This is a genomic window from Clostridium thermarum (assembly GCF_006351925.1).
Classification (GTDB): Bacteria; Bacillota; Clostridia; order Clostridiales; family Clostridiaceae; genus Clostridium_AU; species Clostridium_AU thermarum.
In genome coordinates, this window is sequence record NZ_CP040924.1 from 2256352 (window position 1) to 2274595 (window position 18244).

Annotated in this window: 10 protein-coding genes and 1 pseudogene; 9 read left to right on the top strand and 2 right to left on the bottom strand. The window is 39.0% G+C overall.

What is annotated here, in order from left to right; all coding sequences use genetic code 11:
• The first annotated feature begins 3 nt into the window (after window positions 1–3).
• The 9 genes from gatA to FHY60_RS10300 all read left to right on the top strand — a co-directional run bounded on the left by gatA (window position 4) and on the right by FHY60_RS10300 (window position 12207).
• Complete coding sequence (gene gatA, locus FHY60_RS10260) at window positions 4–1443, top strand: Asp-tRNA(Asn)/Glu-tRNA(Gln) amidotransferase subunit GatA (protein WP_139904875.1); 1440 nt, start codon at window positions 4–6, stop codon at window positions 1441–1443.
• Window positions 1444–1494: 51 nt separating this feature from the next.
• A complete protein-coding gene (gatB, locus tag FHY60_RS10265; RefSeq protein ID WP_139906440.1) occupies window positions 1495–2943 on the top strand; it encodes an Asp-tRNA(Asn)/Glu-tRNA(Gln) amidotransferase subunit GatB in 1449 nt (482 codons plus the stop codon).
• 542 nt (window positions 2944–3485) lie between these two features.
• Window positions 3486–6158 carry a cation-translocating P-type ATPase gene (locus FHY60_RS10270; RefSeq protein WP_139904876.1) on the top strand — a complete coding sequence of 891 codons (2673 nt, stop codon included), beginning with the start codon at window positions 3486–3488 and terminating at the stop codon, window positions 6156–6158.
• Between the two features lie 119 nt (window positions 6159–6277).
• Window positions 6278–6553, top strand: a complete 276-nt coding sequence (locus tag FHY60_RS10275) for a thioredoxin family protein (RefSeq protein WP_163215846.1) — start codon at window positions 6278–6280, stop codon at window positions 6551–6553.
• A 79-nt stretch (window positions 6554–6632) separates the two neighbouring features.
• The gene (locus tag FHY60_RS10280; protein WP_139904878.1) at window positions 6633–7331 is read left to right on the top strand and encodes a DUF554 domain-containing protein; all 699 of its coding nucleotides are present in this window, start codon (window positions 6633–6635) and stop codon (window positions 7329–7331) included.
• A gap of 89 nt (window positions 7332–7420) precedes the next feature.
• Window positions 7421–8818, top strand: coding sequence for an ATP-binding protein (locus FHY60_RS10285; protein ID WP_139904879.1), 1398 nt, complete (start codon window positions 7421–7423; stop codon window positions 8816–8818).
• Window positions 8819–8901: 83 nt separating this feature from the next.
• Window positions 8902–10044 (top strand): muramidase family protein, encoded by a 1143-nt coding sequence (locus FHY60_RS10290; protein ID WP_139904880.1) that lies wholly within the window; start codon window positions 8902–8904, stop codon window positions 10042–10044.
• 141 nt (window positions 10045–10185) lie between these two features.
• A complete protein-coding gene (locus FHY60_RS10295; protein ID WP_139904881.1) occupies window positions 10186–10806 on the top strand; it encodes an NfeD family protein in 621 nt (206 codons plus the stop codon).
• A gap of 3 nt (window positions 10807–10809) precedes the next feature.
• Window positions 10810–12207, top strand: a complete 1398-nt coding sequence (locus tag FHY60_RS10300; RefSeq protein ID WP_139904882.1) for a flotillin family protein — start codon at window positions 10810–10812, stop codon at window positions 12205–12207.
• A gap of 77 nt (window positions 12208–12284) precedes the next feature.
• On the opposite strand, the gene FHY60_RS10305 is transcribed toward FHY60_RS10300, so the two are convergent.
• Complete coding sequence (locus FHY60_RS10305) at window positions 12285–13703, bottom strand: glutamate synthase subunit beta (protein ID WP_139904883.1); 1419 nt, start codon at window positions 13701–13703, stop codon at window positions 12285–12287.
• Between the two features lies 1 nt (window position 13704).
• A pseudogene (gltB, locus tag FHY60_RS10310) lies at window positions 13705–18238 on the bottom strand (glutamate synthase large subunit).
• Window positions 18239–18244 lie beyond the last annotated feature (6 nt).

Consider the following 18244-nt stretch of genomic DNA (forward strand, 5'->3'; position numbering starts at 1 on the left):
TTTATGGACTATGAAAGCTTAAGTGCATTAGATATAGTTGAAGGAATAAAAAGTGGAAAATTTACCCCAAAGGAGATTATAAAAGAATGTTTCAAAAGAATAAACGAGACTGAGGGCACTGTAAATGCCTTTATCACTCTTTGTGAAGAAGAAGCCTTGGAAAGAGCGAAATACCTGGAAGAAAAAATCCGCCGCGGTGAAAAGCTGGGAAGGCTTGCCGGAGTACCAATCGCTATTAAAGATAATATATGTACAAAAGGGATAAAAACCACCTGTGCTTCTAAAATGCTAGAAGATTTTGTTCCGCCCTACCATGCCACAGTCATAGAAAAGCTGTTACAGGAGGACGCCATAATAGTTGGAAAAACCAATATGGATGAATTCGCTATGGGGTCCTCAACAGAAAACTCTGCCTTTAAGATCACAAAGAACCCAGCAGCCTTGGACAGAGTTCCCGGTGGTTCCTCCGGCGGTTCTGCTGCTGCAGTGGCAGCAAAGATGGTGCCAATAGCCCTAGGTTCCGATACAGGAGGTTCCATAAGACAACCAGCAGCCTTTTGTGGTGTAGTGGGCTTTAAACCCACCTATGGCTCAGTGTCAAGATATGGCCTAATAGCCTTTGGTTCCTCTTTAGATCAGATTGGATCCTTTTCTAGAACTGTAGAGGACAGTGCTCTCCTATTGGAAGTTATAGAAGGAAAAGATAAAATGGACGGTACCTCCGTTGACTTATCAAGAACTAGCAGTTATGAGGAAGATATGAAAAAAGGCCTAAGCGGACTGAAGGTTGCCCTGCCAAAGCAATTCTTTGCAGAGGGTTTAGATTGTGAAATAGCAGCCTCAATTAGGGCTTGTAAAAAAATACTGGAAGACTCCGGTGCTGTGGTGAATGAAGTTGATATGCCTATATCATCAGAAGGCCTATCTTCCTATTACATCATATCCTCAGCTGAGGCCAGCTCCAATTTATCCAGATATGATGGAATAAGATATGGTTACAGGACTACTGAATTCCATGATATTGATGAATTGATAGAAAAAAGCCGCAGCGAGGGCTTTGGTGAAGAAGTAAAGAGAAGGATAATGCTTGGTACTTTCACCCTATCCTCCGGCTATTATGATGCCTACTATAACAAGGCTCAAAAGCTTAGAAGAAAGCTTAAAGAAGAATTTAACTCAGTGCTTGAAAAATATGACTTGATACTGGGACCTGTATCACCTGCTCTCCCCTTTAAATTAGGTGAGAAAGTAAGCGATCCTATGTCTATGTATCTTACAGATATTTATACCGTTAACGTCAATCTCACAGGACTGCCGGCAATATCCATGCCCTGCGGTTTAAGCAGCGAAGGTCTTCCTATAGGCCTGCAGCTTATAGGTCCGTCTTTTGAAGAAGGCAAGTTGTTTAGAGCTGCTGCTGCCCTGGAAGAAAAACTAGCATAATTTATACGAAAGGAGGGAGGTTTGCTCCTATCTCAAAGCAAACCAAAGTATATGAGTTTTGAAACTATAATTGGCCTGGAAATCCATGCTGAATTAAATACAAAATCAAAAATTTTCTGTAGTTGCTCCACAAAGTTTGGTGCAAAGCCTAACGCAAATACCTGTCCGGTATGTTTGGGACTTCCCGGAACCCTGCCGGTATTGAACGAAGAGGTTGTTAATTTAGCGGTAAAAGCAGGTATAGCTTTGAACTGCAAAATAAACTTAGTAAACAAATTTGACAGAAAAAATTACTTTTATCCTGATCTGCCAAAGGCTTACCAGATATCACAGTTTGATCTCCCCATCTGTACTGAAGGCTTTATTGAGTTCGAATGTGAGGGAAAACCGGTAAAGGTAAGAATAAACAGGATACATTTAGAGGAGGATGCTGGAAAACTTATTCATTTAGAGCAGGAGCCTGTGTCTCTCATAGACTATAACCGTGTGGGAGTACCACTGATTGAAATTGTAACAGAGCCGGACCTTAGGTCTGCAGCTGAAGCGGTAGCCTTCCTGAAAAATCTGAAGGCCATCTTGGAATATGGTGAAATTTCCGATTGTAAAATGGAGCAGGGTTCTTTAAGATGTGATGCAAATATCTCCTTACGCCCTGTTGGCTCTAACAAATTAAATACAAAGGTTGAGCTTAAAAATATAAACTCCTTTAAGGAACTTCAAAAGGCCATAGAAAAAGAAGAAAAGAGACAGAGAGAACTTTATATGTTTGGTGAAGGTTTTAAAATTAAACAGGAAACCAGAAGATGGGACAGTGGTAAAGGCCGAACAGTGCCTATGCGTTCCAAGGAAGAAGCTCATGACTATAGATACTTCCCGGAACCGGATCTGACCCCTGTTATTTTGACAGAAGCTGCCGTTGCAGAGCTTAAGAGCACCATGACAGAACTTCCGGCCGAAAAGAAAATCCGTTTCCAAGAAAGCTACGGCTTAACCAAAAAAGAAATTGATATATTAATAGAAGATAAGGCCCTTGGGGATTACTATGAAAAGGTAGTGGCACTGGGCACTAATGCCAAGACTGCGGCTAACTGGATTCTTACAGATATGCTGAAGCTCCTAAAGGAAAGATCTATGGAGAGTATCTCCATACCAGTAAAACCTGACTACCTATCCCAGCTTATAGCCTTAATTGACGCCGGAAAAATAAGCAATACCGCCGCCAAGGAAGTATTAGAAGAAATGTTTGGCTCAGACAAGACACCGGAGGAGATCGTTCAATACAAGGGACTGTCCCAAATAAGCTCCAATGAAGAGTTATTAGAACTTATACAGAAGATTTTAGCTGAACATCCTCAGTCCATTGAAGATTACCACAACGGTAAACCTCAAGCAGCCGGCTTCCTTATGGGCCAGGTTATGAAGGCTTCTAAAGGAAAGGCAAATCCAAAGCTTGCTAAGGAATTACTGGAGGAGGAACTGAAAAAAATGCCTGTAGCTTAGTGCACAGGCATTTTTAAATTGTCAATTATTTATTTTTCTTATATTATTTAAATAATAATTATAATCTGTAACTTTATCTTCCCGAGGAGGATCACTTTCGGAAAGAGCATAGAGGCAGCTTTTCATTAATAAGGTACCTAAGGCCTCATCACCTCTAATCATTATACCATAGTTGAATAGGATAAAGCAGCCGCTTATTTGGAATACTATATCATAGCATTATGCTAAAAAATATATGTTGTACAAATTTTTATATATAAATAATTGATTGTCCTTCCATTTTATGCTATAATTTTTCACGAAGGGGAGTAGCTAAAGGCACCAGTCTAGAACTATTCGTCAATACGGCGCAAGCCCGGATAGTTCACTCTTTATTATGGGATATAATTATGTTCCCGTAGAGATAGCAAGACCTTTGTTTCACATACAGCATAATTGTGGAACAAGGGTCTTTTTTGGCACTTTTTTCTATGCCCTTATTTTTATGCAAAAGTTACCATTATCCAATTTTAATTATACTTATAAGAAAGAGGTGTTTATTAATGTGGTTTGAAAAATCTGTCGATGACGTTATAAAAGAAACTAAAACCGACATCGTCAACGGTTTATCCACGGAAGAAGTGGAAAAACGAAAAGTACAGTATGGCCTGAATCAGCTTCAGGGTAAAAAGAGAAAGACATTACTTCAATTGCTTTTTGCTCAAATCAACGATGTCTTGATCTACATACTCTTGGCTGCTGCTGTAATCTCAGTAATCTTAGATGAGCCAAGTGATGCAATAGTAATAGGCATTGTTGTAATCATTAATTCCGTTGTGGGAGTAATCCAAGAATCCAAGGCGGAAAAATCTCTTGAAGCTCTAAAAAAGCTGTCTACCCCAAAAGCCATTGTTAAAAGAAACGGAGAGATGGTAGAAATTCCGTCAGAGGAAATTGTCCCCGGCGATATAATCATTATTGATGCCGGAAGATTCATTCCCTGTGATATAAGGTTGATAGAAACTGCTAACTTAAAGATTGAAGAGTCTGCCCTTACGGGAGAATCTGTACCGGTAGATAAAGATGCTAATGTTACTTTAAATGCTGCAGATACTCCCCTTGGCGATCAAAAGAACATGGCCTTCATGTCAACTTTGGCTACCTACGGCCGTGGAATTGGAATTGCTGTAGACACAGGTATGAGTACAGAAATCGGAAAAATTGCAAAAATGTTGGACCAGCAGGAATCCGAATTAACTCCTCTACAAAAAAAATTAGCGGAGCTTGGTAAAATCCTTGGATTTGGCGCAATTATAATATGTATTATCATGTTTGTAGTTGGTCTGTTGCAAGGAAAAGAACCTATGGAGATGCTGTTAATCTCTATAAGCCTTGCTGTAGCAGCTATTCCGGAAGGTATGCCGGCTATAGTAACAATAGTTTTGGCCATAGGCGTCCAAAGAATGATCAAAGAAAATGCCATAGTTAGAAAGCTTCCTGCCGTTGAAACATTGGGATCTGTCAATATAGTATGTTCAGATAAAACCGGTACCTTGACTCAAAATAAGATGACAGTTACCAAGTTTTATGTGGATGGGGTTTTAAGTCCTGTAACTGCACTTGATTTAAATAATGCCTCCCATAAACTGCTTTTAGAAAATATGATGCTTTGTAATGACGCAACCTATACAGAAAGTTCAAAAACCGGTGATCCTACAGAAATCGCCCTGCTGGAAATGGGTGCAAAATTCAATGTATTCCAAGATGAAATGCAGAAGCAGCATTCAAGAGTTGATGAAATTCCTTTTGAATCAGACAGAAAGCTTATGACCACCGTAAATAAGTATGGTGAAGAGTACTATGTAATGACAAAGGGTGCTATAGATAATCTATTAAAAATTTGTACTGGAGCCTTTATAAATGGTAAGGTTGTACCATTAACAGATGATATCATTGCCAATATAATGAGCAGCTCCAATTCTATGTCTGATGATGCACTGAGAGTACTTGGGGGTGCTTATAAAATACTTCCAAATACTCATGTAGAAATTGATACTCTTGAAAAGGACCTTATCTTTATCGGACTTGTAGGTATGATTGACCCTCCAAGAGAAGAAGTTAAGGATTCTATAGCTCTTTGTAAGTCCTCCGGAATAAAGACCATAATGATTACCGGTGACCACAAAAATACTGCCTTAGCAATTGCTAAGGAGTTAGGTATTGCAGAAGATGAATCACAGGCTATCTTTGGTTCTGAACTCGATAAAATGACTGATAAAGAGCTAAGTGCAAAGATAGATAATCTAAGAGTATTCGCAAGAGTATCTCCTGAGCACAAGGTTAAAATAGTAAAAGCCTTTAAAGCCAAGGGTAATATTGTATCCATGACCGGTGACGGTGTTAATGATGCACCTTCCTTAAAGATGGCAGATATCGGTGTTGCCATGGGTATAACCGGTACTGACGTAGCTAAGGGTGCTTCCGATATGGTACTTACTGACGATAATTTTTCTACTATAGTATCCGCTATCAAAGAAGGAAGAAATATCTTCAATAATATAAAGAAGTCTATCCTATTTCTTTTATCCTGTAATGCCGGCGAGATTTTCGCCTTGTTCTTTGCTATATTGCTTGGCTGGGCAGCTCCATTAAAATCAATCCATATATTATGGGTTAACCTTATTACGGATACACTGCCTGCCCTATCACTAGGTGTAGATCCCGGCGATAAAGATGTAATGAAGGAAAAACCAAGAGATCCAAAGCAGAGTCTCTTTGCTAATGGCCAAGGACTATCTGTTATACTTAATGGTCTCTTAATAGGCATACTGACACTTGCTGCCTTTATCATCGGAGCAAAGGTATACACGGGCCATGCATCCTTATTCCCATTGTTCCCACCAGAGGATGTAATGACTGAAGATGCATTAAGACACGCTAGAACTATGGCCTTTGTTGTACTAAGTGTATCTCAGCTGTTCCATTCCTTAAATATGAGACATCCTGAAAAGTCCATATTCCAGGTAGGCATTTTCACCAACAAATATCTGATTGCCTCTGTGCTTTTGGGTATATTCCTACAGGACGTAGTTATCACTGTGCCTATATTGAGAGAAGTATTCGATGTATTTAACCTGCTGCCTAAGGATTGGTTACTGGTAGGCGCCTTATCAATTATGCCTCTGGTTATAAACGAGATCATAAAACTGATTAGGAGAATAACCAAAAAAGCTTAATATTCTATAAACCATAAAACAAGCATTTCAAAAGAATGCTTGTTTTATTTTTTTGTAACTTAAGTCCACTATACTCATATGTTAATACTGTATAAGTAATATATATGGAGGTAACAAGCTTGAAAGAATACAAGGCCACAGTCCTTAACTTTGGTGCTGCATGGTGTAATGATTGGTATTTACAGATAGAGGTTCTACAAGCCATTGAAAGAGAACTCAGAACTCCGGTAAAGTTTTTGAATGTTGATGTAGATAACTGTCCCCTTTTAGCCAGAAAATATGATATTAAGGAACTGCCCACCATAGTCATACTCCATAATGAAAAGATTAAAAAAATCATCACATCAACTCAGAAAAAAGAAAAAATCTTTGATGAAATCAAAAAAGTTCTCTGAATAAATATCCTCCCTTTATTGACTTATATTTTTATTGCTGTAGAATATTTATAAAATTATTAATTGGGGGGCGACATCAATGCTTGGAACCATAGTAAACTTTTTTGCAGTAATAGCCGGATCTTGCATTGGATTATTGTTGAAGGGGGGCATTTCTGAAAGGTTTAATCACACAATTATGCAGGGTATATCTTTATGTGTTTTATTAATCGGCATATCCGGCGCATTAAATTTTGATAATATGTTAGTTGTTATAATATGCATCTGTATCGGGGCCCTTATAGGTGAAGCAATAGATATGGATAAGCGGCTTGTAAATTTTGGAGACAGACTTGAAAGACGGTTTAAAAATAGGAAAAGTAAAATTTCTGAGGGTTTTGTAACCGCCAGCTTGTTGTACTGTGTTGGTGCCATGGCCATCGTCGGTGCCATACAAAGCGGACTACAAGGCAATCATGAGACTCTTTTTTCAAAATCCATTCTCGATGGTATATCGTCTATTTTCTTTTCATCCACTTTAGGAATAGGGGTAGCCCTATCTTCGGTATCTGTACTATTTTACCAAGGAGCAATCACCTTATGCGCCGGCTTTTTGGATCCAATCCTGACCGATGCTATTAAAATGAATGTGGAGGCTGTGGGAAGCCTGATAATTATCGGCTTAGGACTAAATATGTTGGGAGTAACGAAGATTAAGGTAGCAAACCTGCTTCCTGCAATTTTTCTACCAATTTTTGCACCGTACATAATTAATCTGTTTAAGCTGTTCATACACTAAAAAATCGGGGCCTCTGTCCCGGTTTTTTTGATATTTCATAGAAATTTACATATTATATAGTTATATATATTTCAATGAGGTGATTACTTTTGTTCGTAGGAAGAGAATTTGAATTAGAGCAGTTGAATAAATTGTATGACCGAGGAAATTTTCAGTTGATTATAGTTTATGGCCGACAAAAAGTAGGTAAGACTGCTCTGGTTAAAGAATTTTGCAAGGATAAACCTACATTATATTATGTTCCTGAAGAGCACAATGAAGTTCTTGCTTTTAATAGCTTTAGAAACCAGATAATCAATCATTTTGATATAAGAGATAAGGAGCTTCCCCTATCTAATTGGGAAGAAGCACTAAAAGCTATTTGCGTAAGCTCCGAAGGCTCAGAACTTGTATTGGTCCTGGATGAGTTCCCTTATCTTGTTAAAGAAAACCCTTCTCTCCCATCTATAATTCAGAAGGTTATTGAGCAATGCTATAAACAAAGCAAAATATTCTTGATTATAGTAAGTTCTTCAAATGGTTACGTGGAAAAGGATCTCCTGAACTCCAAAAGCGCCTTATATACCCTGAGAAATGCACAGCTTAAAATAGAGCCTTTTAACTTTTTTGAAAGTTCACGGTTTTTCCCAAAGGTTTCCATCACGGAAAAGATTGTTTACTATTCAACCTTAGGGGGAATACCCCAATACCTGCTTCAATTTGATTACAGCAAAGACTATGAGCAAAACCTCATGGAGTATATGTTAAATAAAACTACCTATTTATATGATGAACCGGAAGTCTACCTTAAGAGTCACATTGAAGACATAAATTTTGCCCATAGTTTATTATCCCTGCTATCAAAGGGCGACTTCAATTTAGAGAGATTTAATTATAATGAGCCTCTAATGGTAGAAGACTTAATTACCATGTTAAAAAAGCTGAGAGACCTAAATATAATAAGCAGAAACCGCTCTGTGGGCAGAAGTACAGTAAGACCTTGGAGCTACTATCACTTGGAAGATAACTTTTTTAGATTTTGGTATAGATTTATATATAAAAACCGCAGCCTCATTGAAATGAATATGAAAGAATATTTATATCAAAACAAGATAAAAAGAGACCTAAACAGCCATATAGGCTATGTCTTTGAAGAAATCTGCAGAGACTTTTTAATAAAGTATAATGCAGCATATAAGCTCCCCTTTGTCTTTGAGTCTATTGGCAGTTGGGTTGGCTACAATCCAACCTTGAGAAGGCCTTCTCAGCTGGACATAGTTGCTGTAAACAGCGAAAATGCACTTATAGGGGAATGTAAATGGAATAATTCACTTCTTGAATTATCTACTATTCAGCATCTTATTAAGAAAACTGAAACTTTAAAGTATGACAACAAGTACTACTGTTTCTTTAGCAAGTGCGGATATGACGAAGGATCTAAAGCCTATGCAAAAGAAAACAACAATGTGTTCTTGTTTACACTGGAAGATATAGAAAATCTATTATAAATTACAATTATTATTATAAAACTGAATAAACTTCCTAACTTTGTCAATAATTAAAAAGAGATAAAAGTAAGGGAAGTGATGTTATGGATAAAAACAGGAGAATATTCTTAGTGGTTTTATTAGTTGTTGGTATTCTATTGTGTTCATGGAGCATATATAATTCAATACTAACCATGTCACAAAACAATAATAGCGCATCATCAGATATATCTGACTCAGACAAAACTTCACAGAACAAGGACAGTAATAGTAAGCCTGTTGTAATAGATGATGCTGATGATGACGATGATAAAGACGATGACAGAGATGATAGCGATAGAGATGATAGCGATAGAGATGAAAGCAATAGCAGTACCGATGATTATGAAGCCACAGAAACAAGCAGCAATGCTAATGAAAAGTATATAACATATACAGTGGGAGAAGATGAAACTCTCAAAGATATCTGTGAACAATACTCTGATAAAGTTCCTGTCTCACTGCTGTCAAAAGCTATATTGTTATCGAATAATCTAAAAAACTCAAAGGATATAAAAGAAGGAATGACTCTTAAAATTCCTGAAAAATACACCGGCGATGGCTTTATCTACACTGTAAAGATCGGAGATTCAATTTCTTCCATCGTTTCAAGGTTCATGAGTGACCTAGACTATATGGAAGCTGTAGAAAAGCTGAAAGCAGACAATTATTTGACCTCGGATACTATTAAGATCGGAGATGAACTCTTTGTTGCAGTTTCAGATCTTAGCTTAGTTAACGACTATGACAGAGGTTCTGATATCAATGTCAACAGTGAAACGGAATATGACTCTGAGGGTACATCTATTGACGATGGAGATAGCATTTCAACAAGCAGTACATTGAGAAGTAGGATTGGAAATCTTACAACCTATACAGTGAAGGAAAACGAAACTCTTGCCACAATAAGCAAAAGATTTAGCGAAAGCTGTCCTCCTCAAACTGCAGCTAATATTATTTTAAAGGTTAACGGTTTAAGCAAAAGTGACGAAATAGAGGAAGGCATGACTATCAAAATTCCTGAAGAATACTTGTCACAAGGTACCATATATAAAGTACAGGTTGGTGACACTCTCACAAGTATTGTAGAAGATAACTTCAGCGATATGGCCTGGTATGAAGCCGTAGCCATCTTATCAGAGGATAACAACCTAAAGAAAAACATGATCTTTGCTGGGCAAGAATTATTTATCCCCTCCATTGATTAAAATAAAAATAAGAGGCAGTAGTAAAATTATCAACTACTGTCTCTTATTTTTTACATTAACTTTATAATTTTACAGTTTTCAGAAGGATTTTTTTGACTTTTGTTTAATAGTATATACTATAGGCATTTAGGGGGTTTTAATATGAACGAATGGTGGAACAGCTTATCTTCTTTACTTAAATTTCTTTGGTTCTTAGCAATACCTTCATCAGTACTTTTTATTCTGCAGACCATACTCACTATAATTGGTATAGGCGAAATTAATGATGTAGATGTAGATACAGACAGTAATCTAGATCTGGATTGCACTGATCATGACCATTCCATTTTTGCCGGTGCTGCATCCTTTAAAATCTTTACACTGAGAAATATAATTACTTTTTTCACTACATTCTCTTGGATCGGAATTGTATTTACTACTAATGGTTTTGAGTTTTCTATTACGCTTTCCTTGTCATTGCTTATCAGTATTGCTCTGGTATTATTAATAAGCAGCTTGTACTACTTTTTTAGCCGTATGACACAGGAAGGAAACATGGATATAAATAAGGCCATAAATGCTCAGGGCCAGGTTTACCTCACCATTCCAGAAAGAAGGTCTGATACCGGTAAAGTTATGGTTCCAGTACAAGGTGTTCTCCGGGAGTTAGAGGCATTAACTGATGGTGATGCCATCCCTACCGGTGAAAAAGTTGTAGTCACAGGTATTGTTGATAACCAGTATTTACTGGTTGAAAAAATAACATCATTACAGGAGGTATAAAACATGAACCCAGTTATAATCATTACCATTATAGCAGTAGCACTTTTTACTACTATTGCTGCCATATTATCAAGGTATAAGAAATGTCCGTCAGATAAAATTCTCGTAATTTACGGTAAGACCAGTGTTGGCAGTAAAGGTGACCATCCTTCAGCCAAGTGTATACATGGTGGAGCAGCCTTCATCTGGCCAATCATTCAGAGCTTTGAATTTCTTGACCTTACACCACTATCAATTGAAGTTAATTTGACCAAAGCACTGAGCCGCCAAAATATAAGAGTAGATGTTCCTTCAAGATTTACCGTTGGTATTTCTACTGAACCTGATATTATGCCCAATGCTGCCGAAAGATTGCTTGGTCTTGACCTTCAATCCATACAGGAGCTTGCAAAAGATATCATCTTCGGTCAGCTGAGATTGGTAATTGCCACAATGGACATAGAAGAAATCAATACTGACAGAGACAAGTTCCTTGCAAATGTGTCCAAGTGCGTAGAGGCAGAATTAAAAAAGATAGGTTTAAAGCTTATCAATGTTAACATCACAGACATCAAAGACGAATCCGGATATATCGAGGCTCTAGGTAAAGAAGCTGCTGCAAAAGCTATCAACGATGCAAAGAAAAGTGTTGCTGAAAAAGATAGAGACGGTGCTATCGGACAGGCAAATGCTCAGATGGAGCAGAGAATACGTGTATCCGAAGCAAATTCTAAGGCAGTAGAAGGAGAAAACCTGGCAAAAATCACCATTGCTAATTCTGAAGCAGATAAGAGAGAAAAAGAAGCTGAAGCTAACAGAAGAGCCGTAGCTGCAGAAAAGGTACAGGCTGCTAAGGCCTTAGAAGAAGCCTACTCCGCAGAAGAAGCAGCAGAAAGAGCCCGTGCAGAAAAAGAAAGAGCAACTAAGACTGCTGACGTAATAGTACATGCTGAAATCGAAAAAGAAAAGGCTCAGATAAGTGCTGAAGCTGAGGCTGAAACTATAAGAAGAAGAGCTAAGGGTGAAGCTGATGCTATATTGTTTAAAATGCAAGCAGAAGCTGCTGGTATGATGGAAATCCTGGGTAAACAGGCAGAAGGTTTTGCTAAGTTGGTTGCCGCTGCAGGAAACAATCCTAAGGATGCTGTATCCTTGATGATTGCTGATAAATTAGAAGATATAGTAAAACTTCAGGTTGAAGCGATTAAAAATATTAAGATAGATAAGATAACAGTATGGGATTCTATGAACGGCGGAGGAACCAATGGTATCCCAACCACTGCCAACTTCCTTTCAGGAATGCTAAAATCCATACCACCCTTCCAGGATGTTTTTAACATGGCTGGCTTACAGTTACCGGAATACCTGGCCGCAAAAAAAGAAGAGGAAGCTTCTGAAGAAGCAATTGAAAATGAAGAATAAAAAATTAAGAATGAATAAAAAAATCCAGCCAATGGCTGGATTTTTTCAATTTAATTCTTAAATCTTAATTTTAATTATTATTTCATAAGATATTTATCCACAGCTCCTGCTGTTCTCAAACCTTCGTTAAGTGCCCTTACCACCAAGGATTGGCCTGTTCTCATATCTCCGGCGGCAAAGACACCTTTTATGCTGGTCATGTAGTTTTCGTCTGTTTCTACATTACCTCTTTCATCCAGCTTAACTCCTAGCTGCTCCAGCATGCCTTCTTTTTTAGGATTTGTAAAGCCCATGGCAATGAGTATTAAGTCTGCCTGCTGCACAAATTCGCTGCCTTCAACTTCCTTCATAACCATTCTTCCGCTGGAATCCTTATCCCAAAGCACTCTTACTCCATGCAGGGCTCTCACAGTACCTTTATGCCCAACGATTTTTTTAGTATTCACTAACCATTCTCTTATGCAGCCTTCTTCATGAGAGGTAGAAGTCTTTAGTGTTCTTGGATATTCCGGCCAAGGCATGGTTTCGTCCCTCTCCAGAGGTGGCTTAGGCATTATTTCGTACTGGTATACTTCTTTAGCCCCCTGGCGTCTGGCTGTACCTATACAGTCTGATCCGGTATCTCCACCACCTATAACTATAACAACCTTATCCTTTGCACTGATTTCCTCTTCCTCAAAAGTCTTACCTGCATTTTTCTTATTTTGCTGTTTTAGAAACTCCATTGCAAAATGAACACCCTTAAGCTCTCTTCCCTCAACCTTTAGATCTCTGGGAATTGCACAGCCGCCGGCCAATACAACAGCATCATAATCTTTTAAAAGTTCTTTAGCATTGATATCTTTACCTATTTCACAGTTTGTGACAAATTTGATTCCTTCTTCTTTTAGTATGGTAACTCTTCTTTCCACAAACCTCTTTTCAAGCTTAAAGTCCGGAATGCCGTATCTTAAGAGTCCTCCCACTTCATCATCCTTCTCATATACTGTCACTGTGTGGCCAAAGGAATTTAGTCTCACTGCTGTGGCAAGACCGGAGGGGCCTGAACCTATTACAGCTACCTTTTTGCCGGTTCTAACCTTTGGTGGTTCCGGTTTTACCCAGCCTTCCTCAAAAGCCTTTTCAATGATTGTATACTCTATTTGCTCTATGGTAACCGGATCTCTGTTGACTCCTAAAGTACAAGAACCTTCACATGGGGCCGGGCATATTCTACCGGTGAACTCAGGGAAAGGATTGGTCAAAGATAATCTCTTGTAAGCCTTTTCCCATAGGCCCTTATAAACCATGTGATTAAATTCCGGTATAAGATTTCCTAAAGGACATCCCCAATTACAAAAGGGAGTTCCGCAGTCCATACATCTGGCCCCTTGAATTCTAACTTCATCCCCAGGCAATGTCAAATTTATTTCTTTATAGTCCTTTATTCTTTCTTCTACGGATCTCTTATCAGATATTTTTCTGCTATACTCTTTGAAACCTGTTACTTTTCCCATATTATGCCCCCCTCTCCGCTTGTACTCTTTCCTCTTCTACTTTTCTGCTCTTTAAAATCTGCTTGTAGACTGTAGGAATGACCTTTTTAAACTTGCTGCAATGCTCTTCCCACTGCTCTAATATTGTCCTTGCCTTCTTGCTGTCCGTTAAGTGATAATGCTCTTGAATCAAGGCCTTAACCTGTTCTAAATCCTCTGCATCCAGTTCGTCAATTTCAACCATTTCCCTATTGCAGTATTGATGAATGCTGTCCTTTTCATCATATATATGCAATACCACCGCTCATACCTGCTGCGAGATTTCTTCCATAATGGCCCAGTACCACAACCAGTCCTCCTGTCATATATTCACAGCAGTGGTCCCCAACTCCTTCAACTACTGCAGTAGCTCCGCTATTTCTTACAGCAAATCTTTCGCCTACACAGCCATTTACAAATAATTTACCGTCAGTGGCCCCGTATAAAATGGTGTTTCCCGCAATAAAATTCTCGTCCTGTCTGAAGGTTGAGCCTTCAGGTGTCTTAAGAACGATTTTTGCGCCGGAAAGTCCCTTTGCCACATAATCGTTAGCTTCACCTTCCAATATTAAGGTTAAGCCTTTAGCACCAAAGGCCCCGAAGCTCTGTCCTGCAGAACCCACAAGGTTATATACAATAGTATCCTCTGGCAGGCCTTCACTGCCATAACGCCTTGCAATTTCTCCGCTGAGCATAGCACCAATGGTTCTGTTGGTATTCTTTACTTCAAAACTTCCTTTAACCTTTTTTCCTTCATCCAAGGCCTTTTTAGCACATTCAATCAATCTGAAGTCTAAGGAATTGCCTAGACCATGGTCCTGTGGAATTACACAGTAAGGTTTTATTCTGCTCGGCATATCCGGTTTATATAAAATAGGAGATAAGTCAAGTTTTGATGCCTTCCAGTGCTCAATGGCATCATTGACCTCAAGTATTTCTGAATGTCCAACCATTTCATTTATAGTTCTAAAGCCAAGCTGTGCCATATACTCTCTAACTTCCTGAGCAAGGAAAGTAAAGTAGTTGATAATGTGCTCCGGCTTTCCTCTAAAGTTCTTTCTTAGCTCAGGATCCTGGGTGGCTATACCCATGTCGCAAGTGTTCAAATGGCAATTTCTAAGCATTGTACACCCCAAAACCACAAGGGCAGAAGTTGCAAAGCCAAACTCTTCAGCTCCCAACAGGGTCGCTATTACTATATCTCGTCCGGTTCTAAGTTGGCCATCAGTCTGAATTCTCACCCTGCTTCTAAGATTGTTCATCCGCAGTACCTGATGACTCTCAGCCAGACCCAACTCCCATGGCAAGCCTGCATGCTTGATGGATGAAAGCGGTGATGCTCCTGTACCTCCATCGTGGCCGCTTATCAAGATCATGTCAGCATGAGCCTTTGCAACACCGGCAGCTACTGTTCCAACTCCAACTTCTGAAACCAGCTTTACACTGATTCTGGCTGCTGGATTTACATTCTTAAGGTCAAAGATTAACTGTGATAGATCCTCAATAGAATAGATATCATGATGCGGTGGTGGCGATATTAAATCTATACCGGGTGTAGAATGTCTAACCCTGGCAATTTCTTTATCCACCTTGGTTCCTGCTAACTGTCCACCTTCTCCCGGTTTTGCTCCCTGGGCCATTTTTATCTGTAATTCTATAGCATTTACAAGGTACTCAGTAGTTACACCAAAACGTGCAGAAGCTATCTGCTTGATTGCACTTCTTCGTATATCTCCGTTGGCATCTCTCACATATCTCTCTGCATCTTCTCCGCCTTCTCCGGAGTTACTCTTAGCCCCCAGTCGATTCATGGCTATAGCTATGGTTTCATGTGCTTCCTTGCTGATAGAACCAAAGGACATTGCACCTGTACAAAATCTCTTGACAATTTCACTTACCGGTTCAACCTCATCTATAGGTATAGGCTTTATATTATCCTTGAATTTCAAAAGTGCTCTTAGGGTACATAAATTTTTACTTTGGTCATTAACCATAGCAGTATACTGCTTGAAAATGCTGTAATCACCACGTCTTACTGCCATCTGCAGCCTGGATATGGTCATTGGATTTAATAAGTGGAATTCTCCATCTTTTCTCCAAGCGTATTGTCCTCCGGATTCTAATTCCTTCAAGGGTCTTCTTATATTATTGAAAGCCTTTTTATGTCTTATTAAAACTTCCTCTGCTATGATATCCAGTCCTACACCCTCAATTCTGGAAGGAGTACCTTCAAAGTATTTGTCAACAAAGTCTTTAGCAAGTCCTACTGCTTCAAAGATTTGGGCTCCATGATAGCTCTGCAGTGTACATATGCCCATCTTGGATAAAATCTTTAATAAGCCTGCACATAGGGCCTTGATATAGTTATTTATGGCCACTTTGGTGTCCACTTTTTCTATATCCCCATCCTTAATGAGCTGCTCTATACTCTCATAGGCCAAATATGGGTTTACTGCTGTTGCCCCATAGCCTACCAGTAATGCAAGATGCATTGTTTCCCTAACTTCACCGGTCTCTACAATTATGGATACCTTAGTTCTGGTTTTTTCTCTTATGAGATGGTGGTGAACTGCTGAAACAGCCAGTAAGCTTGGTATGGCTGCATCATAGGCGTCCACCTTCTTATCACTGAGTACAAGTATATTATAGCCTTCCTGAATTCTCTTGGATGCCCTCTGGCAAATTATATCCAAAGCCTTCTTAAAGCCTTCCACCCCTGTATCATACTTAAAGGTCATGGGTATTACAGTAGATTTAAAATCCTTGTCTCTGAAATTCTTTATTTTGCCCATCTCTTCATTGGTCAATACCGGCCTCTCCAGTTTTATATATGGATTATCCTCCATATCATCCTTTAGTATATTCTCCTGAGACCCCATATAGTTCATAAGAGACATAACAATTTTCTCTCTTATAGGATCTATAGGCGGATTTGTTACCTGTGCAAACAGCTGCTTAAAGTATGAAAACAGATTTTGTGGTCTGTTGGATAAAACAGCTAATGGAGTATCATTACCCATGGATCCCAGAGGTTCTTTACCCTGTTCCGCCATAGTGGCTATTATTATATTGGTATCCTCTAGAGTGTATCCGAACGCGCATTGCTTCTCCTTTAAAAACTCTCCCGGAAGAGTGGCATCCGGTACACTTTCTTTGTAATTATCAAGAGTCCTTCTGTTTTTCCTAATTATGTCTAAATAGGGTTTGGACTTACATACAGTTTCCTTTATTTCATCATCTTCAATAATTCTGCCCTCTTTAATATCAATCAAAAACATCTTACCGGGAGTTAATTTACCTTTTCTTTCAATTTCCTCAGGCTTGAAATTTAAAACTCCAGCTTCGGAAGCAAGTACTGCAACTCCGCTCTTAGTTACAACATATCTAGCCGGCCTCAGACCGTTTCTGTCCAAAGTAGCTCCTACTTGTATACCATCACTGAAAACTACAGCAGCAGGTCCATCCCAGGGCTCTATAAGAGACCCATGGTACTCGTAAAAGGCCTTAAGTTGTTCATCCATATGATCGTTGCCTTCCCATGCTTCCGGTATTAACATCATCATTGCATGGGCCATACTTCTTCCATCACATTCTAAGAGCTCAAAGGCATTATCCAGTGACTCAGAGTCGCTACCATTCTTTTTGATTATTGGAAACAGCTTATCGATGTCCTTACCAATGGTTTTGGATTTCAAGACACCTTCGCGGGCATGCATCCAGTTCCTGTTTCCCCTTATGGTATTTATTTCTCCGTTATGAGCCAAATATCTAAAAGGCTGAGCTAGTCCCCAGGTTGGGAAGGTATTGGTACTGTATCTTTGGTGAACCACTGCAATGGCACTTTTAAAATTAGTGTCATCTAAATCCACATAATAGCTGTTAATCTGTTGAGCTACAAAGAGTCCCTTATAAACAATGGTTCTGCTTGATAGTGAGCATATATAGAAATATTCAGAACTTCTCTTTATTAGCAGGTCTACTTCACTTTCTATGCTCTTTCTGATAATATAAAGAGTTCTTTCAAAAGCCCTGCTGTCCTCACAGTTACTTTCGATAAATACCTGTCTTATAGTTGGTTCTGTTCCTCTGGCAGTTTCTCCAATTACTCTATTATCCACTGGAACATCTCTCCAGCCAAGGACCTTTTGTCCTTCTGTCTGAACGATTCTTTCTACAATTCCCTCGCACTGCAATCTCACAGCGGGTTCTCTTGGAAGAAAGATCATACCAACTGCATACTTCGATGGCCTTGGCAACTGAATACCTAGATTTTCACACTGTATTCTAAAAAACTCATCAGGTACTTGCACCATGATTCCAGCTCCGTCACCGGTATTTGGATCCGAGCCCACAGCCCCTCTATGTGTAAGGTTTTGAAGAACCTTGAGAGCATTTTTTACTAAACTATGGCTTTTTTCACCTTTTATATTTGCAACAAAGCCAACTCCACAACTATCTTTTTCCTGTTCTGGATCATATAGCCCTTGCGCTTCAGGAAATCCCATTTGAAACTTCATTTTATA